General features: G+C 70.8%; 25 protein-coding genes. 18 read left to right on the top strand and 7 right to left on the bottom strand.

The genetic code is table 11. The annotated features are described in order from the left end of the window. Positions 1-17: 17 nt before the first annotated feature. A complete protein-coding gene (locus KV394_RS04415) occupies positions 18-698 on the bottom strand; it encodes a hypothetical protein (RefSeq protein WP_247982399.1) in 681 nt (226 codons plus the stop codon). A gap of 1 nt (position 699) precedes the next feature. Next, positions 700-1,104 (bottom strand): phage holin family protein, encoded by a 405-nt coding sequence (locus KV394_RS04410; protein ID WP_136032042.1) that lies wholly within the window; start codon positions 1,102-1,104, stop codon positions 700-702. A gap of 52 nt (positions 1,105-1,156) precedes the next feature. Here KV394_RS04410 and KV394_RS04405 point away from each other — a divergent pair, with 52 nt between their 5' ends. The 4 genes from KV394_RS04405 to KV394_RS04390 all read left to right on the top strand — a co-directional run bounded on the left by KV394_RS04405 (position 1,157) and on the right by KV394_RS04390 (position 5,802). Beyond that, entirely contained in the window at positions 1,157-2,224 is a 1,068-nt protein-coding gene (locus KV394_RS04405) for a histidinol-phosphate transaminase (RefSeq protein ID WP_247982398.1), read from the top strand. Positions 2,225-2,320: 96 nt separating this feature from the next. Next, entirely contained in the window at positions 2,321-3,448 is a 1,128-nt protein-coding gene (locus tag KV394_RS04400) for a thiamine pyrophosphate-dependent dehydrogenase E1 component subunit alpha (RefSeq protein ID WP_247982397.1), read from the top strand. A gap of 11 nt (positions 3,449-3,459) precedes the next feature. Beyond that, on the top strand, positions 3,460-4,425 hold the full coding sequence (locus KV394_RS04395) for an alpha-ketoacid dehydrogenase subunit beta (RefSeq protein WP_247982837.1): 966 nt from the start codon (positions 3,460-3,462) through the stop codon (positions 4,423-4,425). A gap of 24 nt (positions 4,426-4,449) precedes the next feature. Further along, positions 4,450-5,802, top strand: coding sequence for a dihydrolipoamide acetyltransferase family protein (locus KV394_RS04390; protein ID WP_136032052.1), 1,353 nt, complete (start codon positions 4,450-4,452; stop codon positions 5,800-5,802). A gap of 1 nt (position 5,803) precedes the next feature. Here KV394_RS04390 and KV394_RS04385 read toward each other — a convergent pair whose 3' ends face one another. Genes KV394_RS04385 through KV394_RS04375 form a run of 3 tightly spaced genes read right to left on the bottom strand, consistent with a single transcriptional unit; the run spans position 5,804 to position 7,603 of the window. Continuing rightward, positions 5,804-6,247, bottom strand: coding sequence for a MarR family winged helix-turn-helix transcriptional regulator (locus KV394_RS04385; protein ID WP_247982396.1), 444 nt, complete (start codon positions 6,245-6,247; stop codon positions 5,804-5,806). A gap of 30 nt (positions 6,248-6,277) precedes the next feature. Then, the gene (locus KV394_RS04380) at positions 6,278-6,607 is read right to left on the bottom strand and encodes an NIPSNAP family protein (protein ID WP_247982395.1); all 330 of its coding nucleotides are present in this window, start codon (positions 6,605-6,607) and stop codon (positions 6,278-6,280) included. Between the two features lie 9 nt (positions 6,608-6,616). Beyond that, positions 6,617-7,603, bottom strand: a complete 987-nt coding sequence (locus tag KV394_RS04375) for a quinone oxidoreductase family protein (protein WP_247982394.1) — start codon at positions 7,601-7,603, stop codon at positions 6,617-6,619. A gap of 194 nt (positions 7,604-7,797) precedes the next feature. Here KV394_RS04375 and KV394_RS04370 point away from each other — a divergent pair, with 194 nt between their 5' ends. Then, entirely contained in the window at positions 7,798-8,883 is a 1,086-nt protein-coding gene (locus tag KV394_RS04370; RefSeq protein ID WP_247982393.1) for a serine hydrolase domain-containing protein, read from the top strand. A gap of 16 nt (positions 8,884-8,899) precedes the next feature. Here KV394_RS04370 and KV394_RS04365 read toward each other — a convergent pair whose 3' ends face one another. Then, entirely contained in the window at positions 8,900-10,120 is a 1,221-nt protein-coding gene (locus KV394_RS04365; protein ID WP_247982392.1) for an ROK family protein, read from the bottom strand. Positions 10,121-10,220: 100 nt separating this feature from the next. On the opposite strand from KV394_RS04365, the gene KV394_RS04360 reads away from it, so the two are divergent. The 9 genes from KV394_RS04360 (at position 10,221) to KV394_RS04320 (ending at position 18,708) form a co-directional block, all read left to right on the top strand. After that, entirely contained in the window at positions 10,221-11,546 is a 1,326-nt protein-coding gene (locus KV394_RS04360) for an ABC transporter substrate-binding protein (protein WP_205814396.1), read from the top strand. Continuing rightward, positions 11,543-12,484 (top strand): carbohydrate ABC transporter permease, encoded by a 942-nt coding sequence (locus KV394_RS04355; protein WP_205812616.1) that lies wholly within the window; start codon positions 11,543-11,545, stop codon positions 12,482-12,484. Before KV394_RS04360 ends, KV394_RS04355 begins: the two co-directional genes overlap by 4 nt. Beyond that, positions 12,484-13,362, top strand: a complete 879-nt coding sequence (locus tag KV394_RS04350; RefSeq protein ID WP_136036820.1) for a carbohydrate ABC transporter permease — start codon at positions 12,484-12,486, stop codon at positions 13,360-13,362. The genes KV394_RS04355 and KV394_RS04350 overlap by 1 nt, the downstream gene beginning before the upstream one ends. Positions 13,363-13,400: 38 nt before the next feature. Next, positions 13,401-15,092: a glycoside hydrolase family 13 protein gene (locus tag KV394_RS04345; RefSeq protein ID WP_247982391.1), complete on the top strand. Its 1,692-nt coding sequence runs from the start codon at positions 13,401-13,403 to the stop codon at positions 15,090-15,092. Between the two features lie 106 nt (positions 15,093-15,198). Further along, a complete protein-coding gene (locus KV394_RS04340; RefSeq protein WP_247982390.1) occupies positions 15,199-16,206 on the top strand; it encodes a metal ABC transporter solute-binding protein, Zn/Mn family in 1,008 nt (335 codons plus the stop codon). Beyond that, complete coding sequence (locus KV394_RS04335; RefSeq protein WP_136036817.1) at positions 16,203-17,036, top strand: metal ABC transporter ATP-binding protein; 834 nt, start codon at positions 16,203-16,205, stop codon at positions 17,034-17,036. Before KV394_RS04340 ends, KV394_RS04335 begins: the two co-directional genes overlap by 4 nt. Next, on the top strand, positions 17,033-17,911 hold the full coding sequence (locus KV394_RS04330; protein ID WP_205828273.1) for a metal ABC transporter permease: 879 nt from the start codon (positions 17,033-17,035) through the stop codon (positions 17,909-17,911). The genes KV394_RS04335 and KV394_RS04330 overlap by 4 nt, the downstream gene beginning before the upstream one ends. 19 nt (positions 17,912-17,930) lie before the next feature. After that, positions 17,931-18,353, top strand: coding sequence for a hypothetical protein (locus KV394_RS04325; protein WP_136044656.1), 423 nt, complete (start codon positions 17,931-17,933; stop codon positions 18,351-18,353). Next, the gene (locus tag KV394_RS04320) at positions 18,334-18,708 is read left to right on the top strand and encodes a DUF5615 family PIN-like protein (RefSeq protein ID WP_247982389.1); all 375 of its coding nucleotides are present in this window, start codon (positions 18,334-18,336) and stop codon (positions 18,706-18,708) included. Before KV394_RS04325 ends, KV394_RS04320 begins: the two co-directional genes overlap by 20 nt. 111 nt (positions 18,709-18,819) lie before the next feature. Here KV394_RS04320 and KV394_RS04315 read toward each other — a convergent pair whose 3' ends face one another. Then, entirely contained in the window at positions 18,820-19,002 is a 183-nt protein-coding gene (locus KV394_RS04315) for a hypothetical protein (RefSeq protein ID WP_247982388.1), read from the bottom strand. Positions 19,003-19,243: 241 nt separating this feature from the next. On the opposite strand from KV394_RS04315, the gene KV394_RS04310 reads away from it, so the two are divergent. The 4 genes from KV394_RS04310 to KV394_RS04295 are packed head-to-tail and all read left to right on the top strand — an operon-like array spanning position 19,244 to position 23,342. Continuing rightward, positions 19,244-19,660: a Fur family transcriptional regulator gene (locus KV394_RS04310; RefSeq protein WP_136032082.1), complete on the top strand. Its 417-nt coding sequence runs from the start codon at positions 19,244-19,246 to the stop codon at positions 19,658-19,660. After that, entirely contained in the window at positions 19,657-20,697 is a 1,041-nt protein-coding gene (locus KV394_RS04305) for a permease (RefSeq protein ID WP_136032084.1), read from the top strand. Before KV394_RS04310 ends, KV394_RS04305 begins: the two co-directional genes overlap by 4 nt. A gap of 28 nt (positions 20,698-20,725) precedes the next feature. Further along, on the top strand, positions 20,726-21,496 hold the full coding sequence (locus KV394_RS04300; protein WP_247982387.1) for a TIGR03943 family putative permease subunit: 771 nt from the start codon (positions 20,726-20,728) through the stop codon (positions 21,494-21,496). Then, positions 21,486-23,342, top strand: a complete 1,857-nt coding sequence (locus tag KV394_RS04295) for an Ig-like domain-containing protein (protein ID WP_247982386.1) — start codon at positions 21,486-21,488, stop codon at positions 23,340-23,342. The genes KV394_RS04300 and KV394_RS04295 overlap by 11 nt, the downstream gene beginning before the upstream one ends. Positions 23,343-23,346 lie beyond the last annotated feature (4 nt).

The following is a 23,346-nucleotide window of genomic DNA, read 5'->3' as shown; positions in this document are numbered from 1 at the left end:
GGTCCGCCACGGTGCGGCTAGGCGAACGCGAACGACTCCACGAGCGCGTACCCCTGGTCGTTCGACACCCGCACGGTGAAGTCCCTCTGCGGGGCGGGGTAGGGCAGGGCGCGCTCCTCGCCGGGCGCCAGCACCACGGTGTCCGTGGACTCGGGGCTGCCGTCGCTGCCCAGGTCGAACGCGATGGTCACGGTCATGGGCGCCGTCGAGTCGTTGCGCACGTGCACGGTCAGCACGCCGGAGCCGTCGTCCGGGTCGATCCGCGCGGTCAGTCCGAGCGGAGCGCAGTCGAGCTCCACGCGCTGCTGGAACCGGAGCCCCCCGTCGGTGCTCGCGCGGATCGTGTACCCGCCGTTGGGCACGAGCCCGAAGCCGAACGGGCGGGTCTCCCCCGGGGAGAGCAGGGGTCCGGGGCCCGCGTCCGGCTGAGCGCCGTCGGCGGTGAGCTCGAGGTACGTCTGGAGGGGATCCGCGGTGTCGTTGCGCAGCATGAGGGTGATGCGGTCGGCGGACTCGCACGCGGTCACGGTCCAGGCCGTCAGCTCCGGGGTCGCGCTCGCCGCGGCGACCGGGGCCGCGGCGACGGCCGCGACCACGGGAACACTCCAGGCCGCGGCGACCACGGCGCGCCGCGTCACGCCCGCCGCCGCACCTCGTCCCTGCCGCTCGCCGAGGGGCTGCGGCTCGAACGGCCCCACGTCAGTCGCGGCGCGAGCGCTTGCTCTGCGGACGCAGGATGGCGCCGAAGATCCCGTTGATGATCGAGATGATCAGGGCGGCCAGCACGCCCCACCAGAACGAGCCGACCGACAGCCCCCAGCCGAAGCTGCTCGTGATCCAGGCCGTCAGCCACAGCAGGAAGCCGTTGATCACGAAGCCGATGAGCCCGAGCGTGAGGATGTACAGCGGGAAGGCCACGACCTTCACGACCGTGCCGATGATGGTGTTCACCAGGGCGAAGATCGCGCCGACCGCGAGCAGCGTGAGCACGAGCTGCAGGGTCTCTCCCGGGGGGAAGGCGGTCACGGTCACCTGAAGGACCGGGATGAGGGTGACGACCCAGATGGCGAAGGCGTTGACGACGACGCGGATGATGAAGCGCATAGTCCGTTCAGTGTCCCACGGCGACCGCGAGCTGTCAGCCTAGACTCGACGCGTGACCGAGCCCATCCTGCCCCGCATCCGTCCCGCCATCGCCGCCCTCGCGCCGTATCGGCAGGGGAAGCAGGCGGGGCCCGAGGCCTTCAAGCTGTCCAGCAACGAGAACCCGTTCGAGCCGCTGCCCTCGGTCGTCGACGCGCTGCAGCGCACCACCCCGATCAACCGCTACCCGGACGCCACGGCCGGGCGGCTGCGGGAGCGTCTCGGTGTGCGCTACGGCGTGCGGCCCGACGAGGTGCACGTCGCCTCGGGGAGCGTGTCGATCCTGCACCAGCTGATCCTCGCGACCGCGTCGGGCGGCGACGAGGTGGTCTACGCGTGGCGGTCGTTCGAGGCGTACCCGAGCCTGCCGCTCGTGGCCGGGGCGACCGGCGTGCAGGTGCCGCTCACGGCCGATGCGCGGCACGACCTCGACGCGATGGCCGCGGCGGTGACCGACCGCACGCGCGCCCTCATCCTGTGCACGCCCAACAACCCGACCGGCCCGATCATCACGGCGTCGGAGTTCGACCGCTTCATCGACCGCGTTCCGGCCGACGTGCTCGTGATCCTCGACGAGGCGTACGCGGAGTTCGTGACCGCACCCGACGCCGTCGACGGTCTCGCCGCCCGCGTGTTCGAGCGGCACCCGAATGTGGTCGTGCTGCGCACCTTCTCCAAGGCGTACGGTCTGGCCGGTCTCCGCGTGGGCTACGCGATCGGGCACGAGAAGGTGCTCGACGCGGCACGCACCACGGGTATCCCGCTGTCGGTCACGTCCGCCGCCGAGAGCGCCGCGATCGCCAGCCTCGACGCCGAGGACGAACTGCTCGAGCGCGTCGCGGTCATCGTGGAGCGCCGTGAGCGCCTGGTGGCCGGGCTCCGCGCGCTCGGCTGGGACGTGCCCGACTCGCAGGCCAACTTCGTGTGGCTGCCCACCGGGGAGCGCACCGACGAGGTGGCCGCCGCTTTCGTGGCCGCCGACCTCATCGTGCGGCCTTTCTCCGGCGACGGGATCCGCATCTCGGTCGGCGAGGAGGAGTCGCTCGACCGCGTGCTGGAGGTCGCCGCAGCCCAGCGCTGACACCCCGGGATCCGCGGAATCTCGGGCTTCCGCGAAGATACGAGGGGGCCCTAGGTATGCGTGACCCGGAATGCCGGCACGGGTAGCGTGGGGCCCGTGAGCACCCCAGAGACCCCCCTCGTACGCGTGCTGGACGAGACCGGAAAGGTCGCGCCCACGGCGGAGGCCGAACAGTATCTGCCGCTCGTCGAGGCGATCCCCGACGCCGAGCTCGAGCAGTTCTACCGCGACATGGTGAGCATCCGGGCCATCGACACCCAGGCGACGAACCTGCAGCGCCAGGGGCAGCTCGCCCTCTGGCCCCCGAGCCGCGGCCAGGAGGCGGCGCAGGTCGGCTCCGGTCGCGCCGCCCGCGCGCAGGACACGATCTTCCCGTCGTACCGTGAGCACGCGGTCACGCGCATCCGCGGCGTCGACCCGCTCGACATCATCAAGCTGATGCGCGGTGTCTCGCACGGCGGCTGGGACCCCACCGACCCGAAGAACGGCAACACGCGGCTGTACACCCTGGTGCTGGGCTCGCAGGTGCTGCACGCGGCGGGCTACGCGATGGGGGTCGCGTTCGACGGACGCTCGGGTACCGGCGACCCCGAGCGGGACGAGGCCGTCATCGTCTACTACGGCGACGGAGCCTCCAGCCAGGGCGACGTGCACGAGGCCATGGTCTTCGCTGCGAGCTACCAGGCTCCGACGGTGTTCTTCCTGCAGAACAACCACTGGGCGATCTCGGTGCCCGTGACCACGCAGTCGCGCGTGCCGCTCGTGCAGCGCAGCGCCGGATACGGCATTCCCAGCGTGCGCGTCGACGGCAACGACGTGCTCGCCAGCTACGCGGTGTCCCGCGTGGCGCTCGACGAGGCCCGGGCGGGCGGCGGTCCGCGCGCGATCGAGGCCGTGACCTACCGGCTGGGTGCGCACACCACGAGCGACGACCCCACCAAGTACCGCGGCAACGACGAAGAGCTGATGTGGGAGGGACGCGACCCGATCGTGCGCATGCGCGCGTTCCTGGAGAATCGCGGCGCCTCAGCGCGGTTCTTCGACGAGGTCGACACGGAGGCGGCAGACGCCGCGGAGGATCTGCGCGCGCGCACGGTGACCCTCGGCATGCCCGACCCCGACGAGATGTTCGACCACGTGTACAGCGACCCGCACCCGCTGATCGATCAGCAGAAGGCGTGGCGTGCGCAGTACGAGGCCTCGTTCGAAGGAGACGCCCGGTGACCCTGGAGACGATGCCGCTCGGCAAGGCGCTGAACGCGGGGCTGCGCAAGGCGATGGAGGACGACCCGAAGGCCCTCCTGATGGGTGAGGACATCGGGAAGCTCGGGGGTGTGTTCCGCATCACCGAGCACCTGCAGCGCGACTTCGGCGACCGGCGGGTGCTGGACACGCCGCTGGCGGAGTCGGGCATCGTCGGCACCGCGATCGGCCTGGCGATGGCCGGGTTCCGTCCGGTGGTCGAGATCCAGTTCGACGGGTTCGTGTTCCCGGCGTTCGACCAGATCACGACGCAGCTCGCGAAGCTCACCAACCGCCACGCGGGTTCGCTCAGCCTGCCGATCGTGATCCGCATCCCCTACGGCGGCCACATCGGCGCGGTCGAGCACCACCAGGAGAGCCCGGAGGCGTATTTCACGCATACCCCCGGTCTGCGCGTGGTGTCGCCGTCGACCGCGAACGACGCGTACTGGATGATCCAGGAGGCCATCGCGTCGAACGACCCGGTGGTCTTCCTCGAACCCAAGAGCCGGTATTGGCCCAAGGGGGAGGTCGAGCTCGACGCGTCGGCCGTGCCGCTGCACTCGTCCCGGGTGGTGCGCACCGGCAGCGACGTGACCCTCGTGGGCCACGGCGCGATGGTCACCACGCTGCTGCAGGCCGCGGCGCTCGCGGAGGCCGAGGGCACGAGCTGCGAGGTCGTCGACGTGCGGTCGCTGTCGCCGGTCGACTACGACCCCATCCTGGGCTCGGTGCGCAAGACCGGCCGCATGGTCTACGCGCAGGAGGCTCCCGGTCACACGAGCCTCGGCAGCGAGATCGCGGCGACCGTGATGGAGCGCGCGTTCTATGCGCTCGAGGCGCCCGTGCTGCGGGTGTCGGGTTACGACACGCCGTTCCCTGCCGCCAAGCTGGAGGGCGCGTACCTGCCGGATGCCGACCGCATCCTCGAGGCCGTCGACCGCTCCCTCGCCTACTGAATCCGGTCCACGAGAGGATCACGCATGAGCACGCAGAACTTCCCCCTTCCCGATGTCGGTGAGGGTCTGACCGAGGCGGAGATCGTCGCGTGGAAGGTGGCACCGGGCGACCGGGTCGCCATCAACGATGTGATCTGCGAGATCGAGACCGCGAAGTCGCTGGTCGAGCTGCCTTCTCCGCACGCGGGCGTCGTGGGTGAGCTGCTCGTCGACGAGGGAGCGACGGTCGAGGTCGGGACCCCCATCATCACGTTCGTGACGGATGCCCGCGACGACGCCGGTCCCGGCGCCGTCGTCACGGCCGAAGCACCCGCTCCCGAGGAGGGTGGCGGCTCGGTGCTGGTCGGCTACGGTTCGGGCGGCGGGGCGACGTCGCGCCGCAAGCGTCCGGCCGAGCGCCCCGTGCGGTCGTCGGTGGGCGTGATCGCGAAGCCGCCCATCCGCAAGCTCGCCCGCGACCTCGGCGTCGACCTCACCACGGTCACCCCGACGGGTGCGGACGGCGAGGTCACCCGGGACGACGTGGTGAAGCACGCCTCGCAGGCCAGCGTGTTCCGCAACATCGAGACGCCCGAGTGGGGGAGTGTGCGCGAGGAGACGGTGCCCGCTCCGTCGGCGGCGCCGTCCGGGCTGGCGCGGGGCCTCACGGCCACCCGGCCCTCGGCGGCGGGCGACGACCGCACCGAATCGATCCCGGTGAAGGGCGTGCGCAAGGCCACGTCGTCGGCGATGGTGCAGAGTGCGTACTCGGCCCCGCACGTGACGGTGTGGAAGGAGGTCGACGCGACCCGCACGATGGAGCTCGTGAAGCGCCTCAAGGCGTCGCCGGACTATGCCGACATCAAGGTCTCGCCGCTGCTGCTCATGGCACGCGCGGTGATCTGGGCGGTGCGACGCACCCCGATGGTCAACGCCGCGTGGATCGATACGGAGGCCGGGGCCGAGATCGCCGTCCGTCACTACGTGAATCTGGGCATCGCGGCCGCCACGCCGCGCGGCCTGCTCGTGCCGAACATCAAGGACGCCCAGGACCTCAGCATGAAGGAGCTCGCCCGAGCCCTGAACCGGCTGACGCTGACCGCGCGGGAGGGCAAGACGCCTCCGGCCGACCAGCAGGGCGGGACCATCACCATCACGAACATCGGTGTGTTCGGGATGGATGCGGGAACGCCGATCATCAACCCGGGCGAGGCGGGCATCGTGGCGATGGGCACGATCAGTCAGAAGCCGTGGGTCGTCGACGGTGAGGTACGTCCGCGCTGGGTGACCACGGTCGCCGGCTCGTTCGACCACCGTGTGATCGACGGCGACGGCATGAGCCGCTTCGTCGCCGATGTCGCCTCCGTCCTGGAGGAGCCCGCGCTCCTCGTGGACTGAGTCAGGCCTCGGGGCTCCCCGCCGGCGGGAGCGCTTTGCGCAGGAGCGCGGTGAGGAGGCCCTGCTCCTCGTCGGACAGCCGCGCGAGCGCCTCCCGTGCGAACGAGAAGGCGTGCCCGAAGTCGCGGTCGAGAGCGTCGCCCTTCGGGGTGCGGGCCACCATCCGGACGCGCTTGTCCTCGGCGGCGGCCTCTCGGTAGGTGAGGCCCGCGCCGTCGAGGCGACGGACGATCTGCGTGATGTTCGACGCGTCGCACTCGAGCTCGACCGCGAGCCCGCCCATCGACCGGGACCGGGAGAGCCGCCCGAGGACGCACGCCTGGGCAGCGCTGAGTCCGACGGATTCGGCGGCGCGGTCGAAGGCCTGCTCGTACGCGTTCACCAGGTCGAGGAGAAGCTCTTCGGCCTCCGAGGTCCCGGTCGCGACGCGGTGGGTGACTGCCATGCCCCGATCCTAAGCGCTTGAGGCGATCAATCAATCGTGGAGCTCGGGAGCCTCCGCGGGCAGCAGCGGGCGCATGAAGGTGCGCTCGTAGCGGAGGACGCAGCCGCTCTCGTCGCGGATCCGGTCCGCGGCGATGAACTCCGGATCGACGCCGAAGCGCTGCCGGTAGACCTCGTAGGCTGCGAGCGAGGGGAACGTGAACAGCGCCAGCGCCTCGTCGCTCTTCCCCTCCGACGGCAGGAAGTACCCGTGGTGGATGCCGCCGTGGCGAGTCACGAGATCCATCCACGCGCGGGCGAAGCTCTCGAATGCCTCGATGCGGGCGGGGTCGACCGTGTACGTCACGACGCAGGTGATCACGGACACACCCTACGGCCGACCCGCGACCGCCGGCGGGAGGAGCCCGTGGTCGCGGATGATCAGCGCCAGTTTGCCGACGTAGTGATCGCGGAGCGCACGGTGGGCATCCCGCACCTGCGACATCGGGAACCGCCGGGCGACGTACGGCGCGAACGTTCCCGACTCGATGACGGTGTTGAGGCGGTCGAGTGCGGCTCGTGTGCGGTCGCCGTCGAACGAGAGGATCGGCACCGCAGGCGCGGTGGCGGGCAGCGGATGGACCCCGTGCGGCCACGCCACCCGCCCCGACGGCGCGAGGGCCTGCAGGGCGCGCTCCGCCATGGGGCCGCCCGCCGTGACCAGGGCGCCGTCGATGCCGTCCGGGGCGAACTCCTTCGCCGCGACCAGTACGTCCTCCGCACGACCGTCGACGACCGCGTCGGCACCCTGCTCGCGCGAGAGGGCGACACCATCCGCGCCGGACGACGCTGCGAGCACCCGCAGGCCACGCTGGCGTGCCAGCTGCACCGCCATGTGCCCCATGCCGCCGCTGGCGCCGAACACCAGGAGCGTCTGTCCGCGGTCGAGGTCGAGTGCATCGAGGCCGCTCTGCGCGGTGAGGGCGTCCCACGCCATCACGCCCGCCTGCTCGAGGGACAGACGCGCGGGTACGTGCGCGACGTGCTCTTCGTCGACGACGCCGTACTCTGCATAGAAGCCCCCGCGCGGCACCGGGGTGGATGCCGCATAGACCCGATCGCCGACCGCGAAGCGCGTGACCTCGCTGCCGACCGCCGCCACGGTCCCCGCCGCGTCCCACCCGAGCACGTAGGGAAAGCGCGACGGGATGCCGAAGACTCCGTCGTAATCGCCGCGGCGCTCGACCGCGTCCCACGAGGCCACGGCGGCGACGTGCACACGGAGGAGCACGTCGCTCGGGCCCATCTCGGGGACGGCGATCTCGCGCGACCGGAGTTCGTCCTCGTCTCCGAACCGGTCGAGCACGATCGCGTTCATGCGCGGGGGAACAGTCGGCGATGCGGGCATGGGTGCTCCTTTACTTGAGTGACTCAACTACATCACAAGTGCTTGAGTCGATCAAGCACTAACGCCGACCGTTCGTGCGAGTCCCCCTGCCGGTGGATGTGCGTGCCCGCGGGCCCTCCCTACGGTGGAAGCACAGCGCACGACCACACGGCAGGGGATGATCGATGCAGCGCAGCGAGGGGTTCGGAGACCCGGCGACGGAGCTGGCGACGCTCGCCGGCTCGGCTGAGGCTTCCGTCGCGGCAGCCCTCCGCGGAAGCTCCGGGGAGTGGACGCAGGTGGCCTATCCGGTGGAGGCGACACGCGCGCGCTTCGAGATCGGCTCGGTGAGCAAGGCGCTCACGGGCTCCCTGTTCGGCGTGCTCCTCGCCGCCGGCGACGTGGACGCGGAGCAGCCGATCGACGACGCGCGCGGTGAGCGCCTCCCGTGGCGAGGGGCCGCGCCCACGCTGCTCGACCTGGCGACCCATAGCTCCGGACTGCCGAACACGCCGCGGCGGCTCGTGCGACGCGAACTCGCCACCGCGCTGGGGTTCAGCGTCAAGGACCCGTGGCGCGGTGTGGACGACGACCACTACCGCGAGCTGCTGTCGGCCAGCGCCGGACGCGCGCGTCGAGACGGCCGCTTCCGGTACTCCAGCATGGGCGTCGGGCTCCTGGGCGACGCCCTCGCCGCGGTGACCGGGGTGCCGTTCGCGGAGCTGATGCGCGAGCGGCTCCTCGATCCGCTCGGCATGACCAGGACCGGACTCGATCGGCCGACCGCGGGTCCGGATGTGGTGGAGCGGCCCACGAACGGCAAGGGCGTCGGGCTGCCCTACCTGAAGGACGCGATGCCGGCCGCGGGCATGTACGCCTCCACGCTCGACGACCTGCAACGGCTGGCGGACGCGTTCCTCGGCCCGGCGCCCGCGGAGGTCGCCGAGGGACTGCGCCTGGCCGTCATCCCGCACCACCGCCTCAAGGACGACCTGCAGCTCGGGCTCTGCTGGTTCCTGGTGGGCTCGGGTCCGGCGCCCGTGATCGAGCACACCGGGGGCACCTGGGGGTCGCAGGCTCAGTTCACGGTGCAGCCGGGCACTGGCCGGGCGGTCGTCGCGCTCACGGCCACCCCTCGCCGCATCGACTCCTTTGCCGCCCGCTACCTGGCCGCCGGAGCGTCGGCGGTCGAGTCGCGCGCGGACGAGGCCGCCGAGGCGCACACTCCCGAGCCGCCGGAGGCGACGGCGGCGTCGCCCCGCACCCCGTGACCTGGGCGGTCGCGCTCTAGGCGGTCGTGCGTAGGCGCCGGGCCGCGAGCAGCGGCACGGCGTGCTCCCGGGCGGCGCGGCGGGCGGTCGCGACGGCGCCCACCGACACGACCTCTGCACCGAGCGACGACGCGAGGATCTCGGGCGCCGGCAGGTGCAGTTCCGCGGGGAGGATGCGGCGGGCGGCGGCGAGCACCGGCTCCACGCTCTCGGCCACCGCGCCGCACACGATCACGCGGGCGGGGTCGTACATGCTGCCGAGCACGCCGACCACACGGGCGACCGTGGCGCCCACCCGCTCGGCGACCCGCAGCGCGTCGGGGTCGCCGGAGGCGGCGAGGGTGAGCACGAGCCGTGGCTCCACGGGGCCGTCCGCCACGAGCCGTCCGAGGGAGCCGTCGGTCGCGGCCTCTCCCGACTCGACGGCGGCGCGTGCCTGGTCCTGCAGGGCATAGCGGAGCCCGAACGCCGAGCCGACGCCGACGATGTGGTCGAACACCACGCCCTCGCCCACGCCGCCGTGGGCCCCGTGCAGCACGTGCCCGTCGACGACGACTCCGCCGCCGAAGCGTTCGCTGGCGAGAAGGGCCACGTAGTCGCGGCAGTCCTGCGCGGCGCCGAGCGTGCCCTCGGCGATCGCGGCGAGCTGGGCGTCGTTCTTCACCTCGACCACGGGTGCCCAGTCGTGCAGGGCCGCGGCGAGGCCGGGGTTGGTGCGCTCCCAGAAACCCTGGGGGTGCGGCGGGGAGATGCCGTCGCGGTCGACCGGGGCGGCGACGCCGACGCACACCGCGAGCACGTGGTCCGCGTCGACCCCGGCCTCGCTGCGGGCGGCCTTCATCCGCTCGACGATCGTGGCCCGGCGGGCCTCGGCGCTCTGGGTCGGGTCGAGCTCGGTGCGGTGATGCACGAGCGTGCGGTCGAGCGGGTCGGCGACCGTGACCGCGAGGTGGGTGTCGCCCGCGTCGACGCCGATCACCACGCCGAGGTCGGGGGAGAGGGCGAACCGTCGCGCGGGGCGTCCGGCGCGGTAGTCGCCCGTGGCCCTGGCGTTGGGCAGCTCGCGCAGCACCTCGGCGCCCACGAGGGTATCGATCGCGTCGATCGCGGTCGAGCGGGTGAGGGAGGTGCCGGCCATGGCCTCGGTGGCGGTGAACTCGCTGGCGGTCCAGGCGAAGTCGAGGACGGCGCCGACGCTCGCGCGCCCGGTGCCCAATCCCGCCGAGACCTCCGCCACTCCCCTTGACCTTTCTGTCGCCCAGATGAGACAGTACCTCCTGACGGACTAGATTCGCTCACTAGATTTAGTCCGCAGATCTACCGACGGAAGGACAACGGTGTCTGCACGACGAACACGCCCGCTGCGCGGGATCGCCGGAGCGCTCGGCCTGGTTCTCGCCGGCGTCGCGCTCACGAGCTGCGCGGCAGGGGACGGGCCGGAGACCATCCGGTTCACCTTCAGCAAGCGCGAGGCCATCCCGTTCATGACCGACCTGGTCGCGGACTACAACGCCTCCCAGAACGACGTCCGCGTCGAGATCGACACCTCGGGCGTCGACGTCGTCTCTGCCAGCTTCGTCCGCGGCAACCCGCCGGACATCATGCTCGCGAACTACAACTACGAGGTCGCCCGGTTCGTGCAGCGCTGCGCGCTCACCGACCTCTCCGACACCGAGGCCGCGGCGGGCATCCGCGACGACCTGCAGCCGCTGATGGACCAGTACGGCTCGTGCGAGGGTCGAACGAGTGCCCTGCCGTACTCGGTCATGGCCGCCTCCGTCATCTACAACACGCAGATCTTCGAGGAGCAGGGGCTCGAGGTGCCGCAGACCTGGGACGAGCTGATCGCCGTGTGCGACCAGCTGCGCGAGGCGGGCATCGACCCCTTCTACGGCACCTTCAAAGACGACTGGACCGTGGCGCAGGGCTGGTACGACTACGCGGTCGGCGGTTCCCTCGACGTGCTCGAGTTCTTCGACGCCCTCGCCGCCGAGGGTACCGACGTGGGTCCCGACTCCGAGGTCTCGTTCCAGAAGGACTTCGCCGAGCCGATGGACAAGATGATGCAGCTCGCGAACGACTACACCAATGAAGACGCCCCGAGTCGCGGCTACGGCGACGGCAACCTCGCCTTCGCGAAGGGCGAGGCGGCGATGTACCTGCAGGGGCCGTGGGCGTTCAGCGAGATCGCGAAGACCGCTCCCGATCTGCCCCTGGGCACCTTCCCGCTGCCCATGACCGACGATCCCGACGACCTCGCGGTGCGGGTGAACATGGACCTCGCGGCGATGATCCCCGTGGAGTCCCGGCACCAGGAGGCCGCCCGCGACTTCCTCGAGTACCTCTACCTCCCCGAGAACATCGAGGAGTACAACGCCTCGCAGCTCGGGTTCACCCCGACGACCGACGCGGCAGCGCCGGACGACCCGCGCATCGAGGGCATGATCCCGTACTACGACGACGGCAAGATCTACCAGGGCCCGTCCGTGCTCGTTCCGAAGACCCTGCCGATCTTCAACTATGCGCAGGCGATGGTGCTCGGCGCCGCGCCGTCGTCGATCCTCCGCACGATGGACGCCGACTGGGCCCGTATCGCCTTCCGCGCTCCCATCCCGACCTCGCAGGATTCCGCATCGGCCGAGACAGAGGAGTCCGCGCCATGACCACCACCACCACCGCCACCGACACCGGTGCCAGCACCACCGCGATCGTGACGGGCGGCGAGCGGAAGCTCCGCCGGCACACCCGCCGCGTCGAGCCGATCTACTACCTCTTCCTGCTGCCGACGCTCGTGATCTTCACGCTCGCGATCACCGTCCCCGGCGTGATCGGCATCTTCTTCAGCTTCACCGACTCGATCGGCATCGGTGAATGGAGCTTCAACGGCCTCACCAACTACATCGCCCTGTTCAGCGATCCCGCGATCCTCCAGAGCTACCTGTTCACGTTCGGCTTCTCCATCGCGACCGTGATCGTGGTGAACGTGATCGCGTTCCTCCTCGCGGTCGGGCTCACCTCCCGCATCCGCTTCAAGACCGGGCTGCGGACGATCTTCGTGATCCCGATGGTGATCTCGGGCATCATCATCGCCTACGTCTTCAACTTCCTGTTCTCCAACTCGCTGCCCGCGGCGGGGGCCGCGACGGGGGTCGAGTGGCTGCAGACCAGCCTGCTCGCCAACCCCGACCTCGCGTGGGTCGCGATCGTCATCGTCACCGCGTGGCAGGCCGTGCCCGGCACGCTGCTCATCTACATCGCCGGTCTGCTGTCGGTGCCGGGCGAGGTGTACGAGGCGGCCAGCATCGACGGGGCCAGCCGCACGCAGCAGCTCACCCGCATCACCATCCCGCTCGTCGCCGGGTATGTCGTGATCAACGTGATCCTCGGGTTCAAGGGCTTCCTCAACGCCTACGACATCATCGTCGGCCTCACGAACGGCGGTCCGGGCACCGCCACCCGCAGCGTGGCCATGACGATCATCGCGGGCTTCAACGGCGGCGACTACGCCTACCAGATGGCCAACGCCACGATCTTCTTCATCGTGGCCGTGCTCATCTCGGTCTTCCAGCTCTCGCTGACCCGCGGAAGGAACACGTTCTGATGACCACGCAGACCCTCACCACGGCCCCGGCCGGCGGCCGGAAGAAGCGCGAGAAGATGGAGCGCGTCAACTGGTCAGGCACCATCATCCTGATCCTCTGCACCGCGACGGTCCTCATCCCGCTGTACGTCACGATCTCGATGGCGTTCAAGACCACCGGTCAGGCCGTCGACGGCAACGCGTTCTCGTTCCCCGCGCCGTTCAGCTTCGACGGATTCGTGCAGGCCTGGAACCTCACGAAGTTCCCCGTCGGCGCCGGCATCTCCCTGCTCGTCACGGCGGGAACGGTCGTCGCCACGATCGTGCTCGCGGCCTTTGCCTCGTACGCGATCGTGCGCAACTGGGACCGCCGGCTGTTCCGGTACTCCTTCTTCTACCTGCTCGCGGCGATGTTCATCCCCTTCCCGGTCGTGGCACTGCCGCAGATCCAGCTCACCGGACGCGTCGGACTCGACAACCCGTTCGGCGTGATCATCCTCGCCACGATGTTCCAGCTGAGCTTCAGCGTGCTGCTGTTCACGGCGTTCCTGCGGTCGATCCCGATCGAGCTGGAGGAGAGCGCCCGCATCGACGGGGCGACCACGTGGCAGACCTTCTGGCGGCTGATCTTCCCGCTGCTCGCGCCCATGAGCGCGACCGTCGGCATCTTCGCGTTCCTCTACGCCTGGAACGACTTCATGATGCCGTCGCTCATCATCTCCGACCCGGCACTGCAGACGCTGCCGGTGCGGCAGAACCTCTTCCAGAACCAGTTCAGCAACAACTACAACGTCGCCTTCGCCTCGTACCTCATGGCGATGGCCCCCGCGATCGTCGCCTACCTCTTCACTCAGCGCTGGGTGATGGAGGGCGTCACGCAGGGTGCCGTCAAGGGCTGACACCGACCACCGCAAGAAAGCAAGGAGTTCCACCCCTCATGACCGATTCGCTGCTCACCGAGACCCGCGAAGACGACAAGACCGCGACCTGGTGGCGCCAGGCCGCCGTCTACCAGATCTACCCCCGCAGCTTCGCCGACGCCGACGGCGACGGACTGGGCGACCTTCCCGGCATCGTCTCCCGTGCCGACTACCTCGCCGAGCTCGGCATCGACGCCGTGTGGCTGAGTCCCTTCTACCCGTCCGAACTCGCCGACGGCGGCTACGACGTGGCCGACTACCGCAACGTCGACCCGCGCCTGGGCACGCTGGCCGACTTCGACGCGATGGTGGAGGCGCTGCACGCGCGCGGCATCCGCGTCGTGGTCGACATCGTCCCCAACCACACCTCCGACCAGCATGCGTGGTTCCAGGAGGCGCTCGCCGCGGGGCGTGGGTCGGCCGCGCGGGAGCGCTACATCTTCCGGGAGGGCACGGGGCCCGACGGTGCGGAGCCGCCCACCGACTGGATCTCGATCTTCGGTGGCAGCGCCTGGGAGCGCGTGGCCGACGGTCAGTGGTACCTGCACAACTTCGCGGTGGAGCAGCCCGACCTCAACTGGGACCACCCCGAGGTGCGCGAGGACTTCCTGACGACACTGCGCTTCTGGTCGGACCGCGGCGTCGACGGGTTCCGCATCGACGTCGCCCACATGCTCACGAAGGACCTCACCGAGCCGCTGCCGTCGCGCGCCCAGCTCGACGCGATGGACCGCACCTCGGGCACGCACCCGATGATCGACCGCGACGACGTGCACGAGATCTACGCCGAGTGGCGTCGAGTGTTCAACGAGTACGACCCGCCGCGCACCGCCGTCGCCGAGGCGTGGGTGGAGACGCCGGAGCGCCGGGCGAAGTACGCCTCCGCGGAGGGGCTGGGCCATGCGTTCAACTTCGATCTGCTCGTGGCCGACTTCGATGCGGGCGACTTCCAGCGCATCATCGCCGACAACCTCGCCCAGGCGCACGCCGCAGGGTCGTCGACCACCTGGGTGCTGTCCAACCACGACGTGACCCGCCACGCCACGCGGTACGGCCTTCCGCCGCTGCGCGGTCGCGCGGTGAAGCAGGGCACGGAGTGGGTGCGTGCCGGCGGCCCGGAGGACGGACTCGACCGGGAGGGCGGACTGCGCCGGGCGCACGCCGCGACCCTGCTGTTGCTCGGCCTGCCCGGCAGCGCGTACCTGTATCAGGGCGAGGAGCTCGGGCTGCACGAGGTGGCCGACATCGCGCCGGAGCAGCGGCAGGACCCCGGGTTCTTCCGCGGGGCCGACTTCGATGGTCTCGGCCGCGACGGGTGCCGTGTGCCCCTGCCGTGGACGGCGTCGGGCAGCTCGTACGGGTTCGGCGAGGGCGGCGCGCATCTGCCTCAGCCCGCGTGGTTCGCCGCGGCTGCGGTCGAGGTGGAGGATGCCGACCCCGGTTCCACGCTCAACCTCTACCGCGAGGCTCTGCGGCTGCGGCGGTTGCTGCAGACCGGCGAGAGCCTGGAGTGGAGGGAGACGGGTCGTGCGGACGTGCTGCGGTTCCGTCGTCCGAACGGCTGGGAGGTCGTGACGAACTTCGGCACGGAGCCCTTCGAGCTCGGAGCGGCCGCGGAGGACGCGGTGCTGTCGACCGTGGCGCTGGACGGCTCCGCGCTGCCCGCGGAGGCGACCGCATGGATCGCGCCGTGGGGGCTCGTGGGGTGAGTCGGGGGTGACGAAAGGCGGAGGGCGTGGTCGCACGCTCTCCGCCTTTCCCGTCCGCGGAGCGTTCGATTTGATAATGGTTCTCATTAGCGTTTACGCTGGCATCATGAAGAAGCCCGCGCTCGCTCTCGCCCTCGCCTCCGTCGCCGCCCTCTCGCTGGCCGGATGCTCCAGCCCCGCCGCGTCGGGGCAGGGCGACGACGGAACGATCACCGTCGTGGCGAGCACCAACGTCTACGGCGACATCGCCGCGCAGATCGGCGGCGACCGCGTCGACGTCGAGTCGATCATCACCTCCGCCTCCCAGGACCCGCACTCCTACGAGGCCAGCGCCCGCGACCGGCTCACGCTCCAGAAGGCCGACCTCATCGTCGAGAACGGCGGCGGCTACGACGCCTTCATCGACAGCCTGCTGCAGGACGCCCAGGACCCGCACGTCGTCACCGCCGTCGAGTACTCCCACGACTTCCCCGGCAACGAGGGCCATGAGGAGGACGCCCACGACCACGCCGACGCCGACGACGCCCACGACCACGAGCATGCCGAGGGCGAGGACGGTCACGACCACGAGGGCCACAACCACATCGAGGGCTTCAACGAGCACGTGTGGTTCGACCCGCACACGATGATCCACGTGGTCGAGGCCATCGCCGACGAGCTGACGGCGCTCGACCCCGACGGCGCGGACACGTTCGCGACCAACGCCGACGAGCTGGTCGCCGAGCTCGAGGGCTTCGAGTCCGACCTCGAGACGCTCAAGGCCTCCGCCGAGGGCAAGACGGTGTTCCTGACCGAGCCGCTGCCCGGCTACCTCGCCGCGGCCGCCGGTCTCACCGACGTGACGCCCGAGGGCTTCGCCGAGTCGGTCGAGGAGGGCAGCGACGTCGCGCCGGCGGTACTGCTCGAGTCGCTCGATGTGATCGCGTCCGGACAGGTGACCGCCCTGCTGACCAACGCCCAGACGGGCGGTGCCGAGACCGAGCGGGTCGAGAAGGCCGCGGACGACGCCGGAGTGCCGGTGGTCGCCTTCACGGAGCTGCTGGAGGACGGATCGTCGTACTCTGAGTGGATGCGTGACGCGATCCAGAGCCTCGCCGCCGCCGTCCAGTCGTGAGCGGCGCGGTCGACCGCGCGGCGCCCGTGCTCGAGATCGCCGACGGGGCACTGCACCGCGGAGACCGCGAGCTCTGGTCGGGCCTCGATCTCACGGTGCAGCCGGGGGAATTCATCGCCGTGCTCGGACCCTCCGGGTCGGGCAAGACGACACTCCTGCGCAGCATCCTCGGCCTCCAGCCCCTCTCGCGCGGCACGATCCGCGTGGCAGGTGAGCCCGTGCACCGCGGCAACGCCCGCATCGGCTACATCCCGCAGCAGCGCGCGATCGCTCCCGACACCAGCATGCGTGCCAGGGATCTCGTGGCGCTCGGCGTGCAGGGCAGCCGTTTCGGCCTCCCGTTCCCGCACCGCGGCGACCGCGCGAAGGTCGATGCGCTGCTCGACGCGGTCGGCGCCGCGCACTACGCCGACCGTCGGGTGGGGTTGCTGTCGGGCGGAGAGCAGCAGCGGCTCCGCGTGGGACAGGCGCTCGCCGACGAACCGGCCCTGCTGCTGTGCGACGAGCCGCTGTCGAACCTCGACCTCGCGAACCAGGTGGGCGTGACCGACATCATCGACCGCCAGCGGCGCGAGCGCGGGGCGGCGGTGCTGTTCGTGACGCACGACATCAACCCGATCCTCGGCCGGGTCGACCGCATCCTCTACATCGCCGGCGGGCGCTTCCTGCTCGGCACCCCGGACGAGGTGCTGCAGACGCGCGTGCTCAGCGACCTGTACGGCACACCCGTGTTCGTGCTCCGAGCGGGCGACCGGCTCGTGGTCGTGGGTGTCCCCGACGCCGAGCCCCACCACCTGCACGACGACCACGACCACGGAGGGACCGCATGACCGCCGCCGCCCTCCTCGTCCCTGCCGTCGGGTGGGACGACATCTTCTCCTTCCAGGACTACGGCGAGCTCGTCGCCCTGCTCGCGAACTCGATCATCGCCGGGGCGGTGCTCGGCATCGTCGGTGGCCTGATCGGCGTGTTCGTGATGCAGCGCGACCTCGCCTTCGCGGTCCACGGGGTCAGCGAGCTCTCCTTCGCCGGTGCCGCGGCCGCGTTGCTCTTCGGCGGCAGCGTGGTGTTCGGCTCACTCGGCGGGGCCCTGGTCGCGGCGATCCTCATCGGCGTGCTCGGCGCGAAGGCGCGTGACCGCAACTCGATCGTCGGTGTGCTCATGCCGTTCGGCCTCGGCCTCGGCATCCTCTTCCTGTCGCTGTACGACGGACGCAGCGCCAACCGCTTCAGCCTCCTCACCGGTCAGATCGTGTCGGTGTCGAGCCCCGACCTGGGGTGGCTCATCGGCATCAGCCTCGTCGTGCTGCTCGGGCTGCTGGTGATGTGGAACCCGCTGCGGTTCGATTCGCTCGACCCGGAGTCGGCGGCGGCCCGCGGGGTGCCGACCCGCGCGGTGAGCCTGCTGTTCATGGTGCTGCTGGGCCTGATCGTCGCGGTGAGCGTGCACATCATCGGAGCTCTGCTGGTGATGGCGCTTCTGGTGACACCGGCCGCCGCGGCCATGCGGGTCACGGCGGGTCCGGTCGCGGTGCCGCTGCTGGCCGCGCTGTTCGGCTTCGTCTCGGCGGTCGGCGGCATCCTGCTCGCCCTCGCCGGCACCCTTCCGGTGAGTCCGTACATCACGACGCTGTCGTTCACGATCTACGTCGTGTGCTGGATCGTGCAGAAGACCCGGTCGCGCGTCCGTCGCGTCTCCGCCTGAGATTGCTACACTGTAGCGCATGGTAGCGCCCACGAATGTCCGCTTCAGCGAGAGCGTCAGCGAGGCTCTCGGCCGCTACGTACGCATGACGGGGCAGACGAAGTCAGGCGTGGTGAACAGTGCGGTCGAGGAGTGGTTGCGCATGCAGTTGCATCCCCGCATCCGCTTCGTCACGATCGAAACCGGCGAGCGTCGAGCGACTCTGACGGACGGCCCCCAGGTGTGGACGGTGGCCGAGGCGTGGCTGTCGCACGACCCCGCGGAGCGCAGCCCCGAATCGCTCGCCGACACTCTCGGGGTCCCGTCGGGGATGATCGACGCGGCGCTCGACTACTGGGCGGAGCATCGAGCCGAGATCGACGGCATCGTGGAACGGCATCGGATTGCACAGGACGAGGCGCTCGCCGCGTGGGAGCGGCGCCGTGCGATCGACGCCGCGTGAGGTGCGCTTTCTCCTCGACGAGCATTACCCCGGTCGGCTCGCTGTCGCGCTGACCGAGGCTGGTCCCGACACGGTGGCCGTGGTCGATCGCGACGACCTTCGCGGTGCCGATGACACCACAGTCCTGCGGACGGCGACTGAGGAGCGGCGCGTCGTGGTGACGGAAGACGTCACCACCTTCACCATCGCGATGTCCCGACTCCCCGATCACAGTGGAGTGGTGTTCTGTCATCACGAGCGATTCCCCCGGAACGGGGCCGGACTGGAACGCCTCCGCCAGGCCCTGATCGCGTTCTCCGCCGATCCTCCTACCGCCGCGGGTCACGCGGGGTTCGTCTGGTGGCTGGCCGAGTGACGGGTCATTCGTACTCGGGCTCGTCCCGGTCGGATTCCTCTTCGTGAGGAGCGCCGCACCGGCGAATGGTGCCGGGCCGCCGCCCTGACGGACGACGGCCCGGGGCTGGAGTCACTCGTCGGACGGGGGCCGGTTGCGGCGCACGAGCCACGGTGTGACGTCGAACACGAGGCCACCGGCGAGGAAAGATCCCGCGATCAGCATCATCATGCGCAGTCCTTCGTCGGCGGTGGTGACCGCCGTGCTGAAAGCCATCCACATGCCGATGGCGACGAACACCCACCCAGCGATCATGCGTCCCGAGGGGCGCGAGGCGGAGGGTGTCGAGTGAGCGTTCCTCTTCTCGATCGTCGGCTCCTCCGTCTTGGGCTACCCCTCTAGCGTACGCGTATGACGGCTATCCGCTGTCATGCGTAGGCAATCATCCCAATATGCGCGCGCGGCATGTGTCGCGATCCGATCCGGAGAGTGACTCCGGTCCCGCCCCCGTCCGCTCCCAGCCCTCGCCAACCCCCTCCGGCCTAGAATCGAAGGCATGGCTCAGCGGAACACCTGGCAGCGCGAACGCGTGCGCGAAGCACTCGCCGACGCCCGCGGTTTCGTCAGCGCACAGAGCCTGCACGCCTCCCTCCGCGACGACAACACCGGCATCGGCCTCGCCACGGTCTACCGCGCACTGGCAGGGCTCGCCGCCTCCGGTGACGCCGACTCGCTGCAGAGCCCCGAGGGCGAGGCGCTGTACCGTGCCTGCTCCACCCAGGGGCACCACCACCACCTGATCTGCCGGTCGTGCGGGCTCACGGTCGAGATCGAGGCGAAGGACGTCGAGCAGTGGGCGCACCGCACCGCCGCTCTGCACGGGTTCACCGACGCCGCGCACGTCGTCGACATCTTCGGGCTGTGCACCCCGTGCGCCAACAAGCGCGAGGCCGGCAGGACAGCGACAGCGTGAGTTCCCCGGCACGAACGGCCTCCCGTCCGGGCCACACGCACCGACACGCGACACCGCCGCGGTCGCCCTGGATCGGCCTCGGTCTCGGCGCCGCGATCGTGGCGGCGCTGTTCCTGATCGATCTGCTGCTCCCGTCGCTGTACCCGGCATCGCTGCCGACCAGGGCGCAGGACGGCCTCACCCTGGCGCTCAGCGTGCTGATCGAAGCGCTGCCGTTCGTGATCCTCGGCGTGCTGCTGTCGATCGTCGTGCAGGTGTGGCTGCCCGCCGACGTCATCCACCGCTGGCTGCCACGCCGCGCGTGGGCCCGGCGCGCGGTGCTGTCCCTCCTCGGGATGCTCATCCCGGTGTGCGAGTGCGGCAACGTCCCCTTCGCGCGCGGTCTGATGATGCGCGGCCTCGCCCCGGCGGAGGCCCTCACCTTCCTGATCGCCGCGCCCATCGTCAACCCGATCGTCATCCTCACCACGCACGCGGCCTTCGGTTGGGACGGCGGCATCCTCGTCGCGCGCCTGGTCGGCGGCTACCTGATCGCGAACCTGATCGGCTGGATCTACAGCCTGCACCCGTCGCCGGACTCGCTGCTCACCCAGCGCTTCGTCGATACGTGCGAGCGCGTGACGCACGAGCCGGGCACCCCGATCCGCCGCAGCCTCACGCAGTTCCTGGTCGAGCTGCGGGCGGTGATGCCGGCGCTCGTGATCGGCTCAGCGCTCGCGGGAGCCGTGCAGGTGCTGATCCCGCGCGACGTGCTGCTGGCGATCGGGTCGAACCCGGTGCTGTCGATCGTGGCGATGATGCTGCTCGCGATCGTGGTCGCCATCTGCTCCAACGTCGACGCGTTCTTCGCGCTGTCGTTCGCGTCCACCTTCTCCAGCGGGGCGATCGTGGCGTTCCTGCTGGTCGGGCCGCTCGTTGACATCAAGATGCTGGCGCTCATGCGCACGACCTTCACCGCGCGCACGCTCGTCGGGATCACCGCGGTCGTGCTCGCCGCGGCCTTCGCGATCGGGATTGGGGTGAACGTCTTTGTCTGAGCAGCAGACGCCTCGCGCTCGAGCCCTCGTGACCCGATGGCTGGGCGTCGGACTGGCCTCCGCGGTCGCGGTCGTGACGCTCGGGCTCGCGGTCACTGGGCGCCTGACGCTCTACATCAGCCCCGAGTCGGTCTGGTTCGCGAGTGCGGCCGCCGTGGTCACGCTCGCCGGGGCGGTGTGGTCGTGCACCCTGCCGCTCGGGGCCGAGGACGACCACGGCCACGACCACGGCGACGCCACCGCGGAGCCCGAGCACGCGGACGACGAGGCGTCGCGCACGACCGTGACTCCCCGGCGGACCCTGGCCGGAGTCGGCGCGGTCGCGGGCGGTGTGGTCGCCACCGGGGTCGTGGCCGCGGCGCTCGTGCTGCCGCCCGCCTCGCTGTCGGTCGAGCTCGCGATGTCGCGCGCGGGGGAGCAGGCCACGCTGTTCGCCGGTGCGGACACCGTGGCCCTCGGCGTCGCGGACACCTCGACGTTCGGCATCGGCGACTGGGCCAGTGTCTTCGCGGGGGCCACGAACACCGCGGCGTACGACGGGGCCCCGGTCACGCTCACCGGCTTCGTCACCCCGGCGGGGAAGGGCGACGGCGTGAACCTCACCCGGCTCGTCATCACGCACTGCGTGATCGACGCGCAGACCGCGGCCCTGCCGACCGACGTCGACCCCGGTGAGTACGAGACGGGGCAGTGGGTCGAGGTGACGGGCACGGTGCGCGCCGACGCCGACGGCACGCTGCGCATCGAGCCGACGGACGTCGTCGCGATCGACGAGCCGAAGGACCCCTATGAGTACTGACGACGAGCGCCGCGAGACGCCCGCCGTCCCGCGCACGCGCGCCGAACTGCGCGCCGCGCGGGAGGCGGCGGAGCGCGCGGCAGCCGAGTCGGTCTCCCTGGTCGAGGGGGAGGGCCCCGCCCCCGCCCCCGAGGCCCCTTCCGCCGAGCCGGATGCGCCCGCGTCGCCTGCGTCGACGGAGCCGTCTTCGGTGGTGCCCGCGACTTCCCCCGCCGTGCCTGAGGCGCCCGCCGCTCCTTCCGCCGCGCCGGATGCGCCCGCCGCGGTCCCGTCGACGGGATCCTCCGCGATCCCGTCCGCCGGATCGTCTGTGCCCGCGGTGCCGCTCGCCCCCGAACCCGTATCCGCTGCCGCCGCGCCGCCCGCGACCCCGACGCCGCCCGCGGCCGAGTCGTCAGAGGGTGCCGCGCCGGGCTGGCGTCCCGCCGATGGCCCGCCCGCGGCGAGCGACCGCGCCGGTGCGGCGGCCGGGCCGCGGATGTCACGTCGGTTCCTGCTGACGATCGGTGCCGTGCTGGGTGTGCTGGTGCTGGTCGGCACCGGCTTCGGCGTCGTGAGCCTGCTGCAGGGTCCGCGCATCTCAGAGGTGCAGGTCGACGCGGCCCAGGCGATCGAATCGTCCGGCAGTCGCCTGATCCTCACCGCGAACCAGCCCCTCGCCGCGATCGAGGCGGACCAGGTGTCGGTCGAGCCGGCTGTGCCGTTCACGGTCGACGCGGCCGGCCGCGGGATCGGGGTGCGCTTCACGGTGCCGCTCGACGACGACACGACGTACACCGTGAGGGTGTCCGATGCCGTCGGTGCGAGCGGTGGTCCGTCCGCCGAGCTCACGACGAGCTTCACCACGCCCGCTTCGACGATGTTCCTGCTGCGGCGCGACGTCGACGGCGACGACACGATCTTCCGCACCGACCTCAGCGGCGAGAAGGCGGTGCCGGTGTTCTCGCATCCGCGGATCAACGACTTCCGCGCCACCTCCACGCGCCTCGTGGCCTCGGTCGAGGAAGACGACGGCTCGCATCTCCTGGTGATGGACCGCGACGGCGACGACCAGCGGGAGCTCGCCCTGCCCGGCGAGGGCTACGTCGGCGAGATCCAGGTCTCCGAGCGCGGCAACCTCGTCGGCTACAGCTACTCCGACCGCGAGCTCAGCGACACCGAGGGTCGGGCGAGCGTGCTCGTGACGCAATCGCTGAGCGGCGACGACGAGCCGCAGATCATCGAGGTCGCGGGCGAGGAGGCGAGCGTCTTCGTGTGGCAGTTCGTGCCGGACAGCGCCGCCGTGCTCTTCATCGACTTCGACGGCGCGCTCGCCCTCGTCGACCGTTCCAGCGACGCGGGAGTGCAGTCGCTCGGGCTCGCCACCACCATTCAGGGCATCTCGCGCGGCACCTACACCGCGATCGTGGAGCGTCTCGACGGCACCGTGGTCGAGCTGAACCTCACCGACGGCTCGGAGCAGCCGCTCGCGGCCTCGACGCCCGACTACGGCACGGCCACGACGATCACGCCGTTCCCCGGTGGCACGCTGCGGCACGTGGTGTCGCGCGACGACTCGGGACTGCCGATCGGGCAGGCGGTGGTCCGCGTGGACGACGACGGGGTCGCAGAACCCCTGGTCGAGGTGGGGTCGAGCGACGCCATCCTCCAGGCGTGCGCGTCGCCGAGCGGGCAGTACGCGGCCGTCGTGGTCGCCCCCGACATGGCGAACAACCCCTACGACGGCATGCTGCTGCCGCTTCCGGGGCGGCTGGAGACCCACCTGATCGACCTGGACTCCGGGAAGGAGCTCGTGGCCCTCACCGGCTTCGACGCCTCCTGGTGCCAGACGGCGCCGCGGTTCTGACGTG

The organism is Microbacterium sufflavum (genome assembly GCF_023101165.1).
Classification (GTDB): Bacteria; Actinomycetota; Actinomycetes; order Actinomycetales; family Microbacteriaceae; genus Microbacterium; species Microbacterium sufflavum.
The sequence above is the reverse complement of the archived record's forward strand: the minus strand, read 5'-3'. Positions and strand labels throughout refer to the sequence as shown.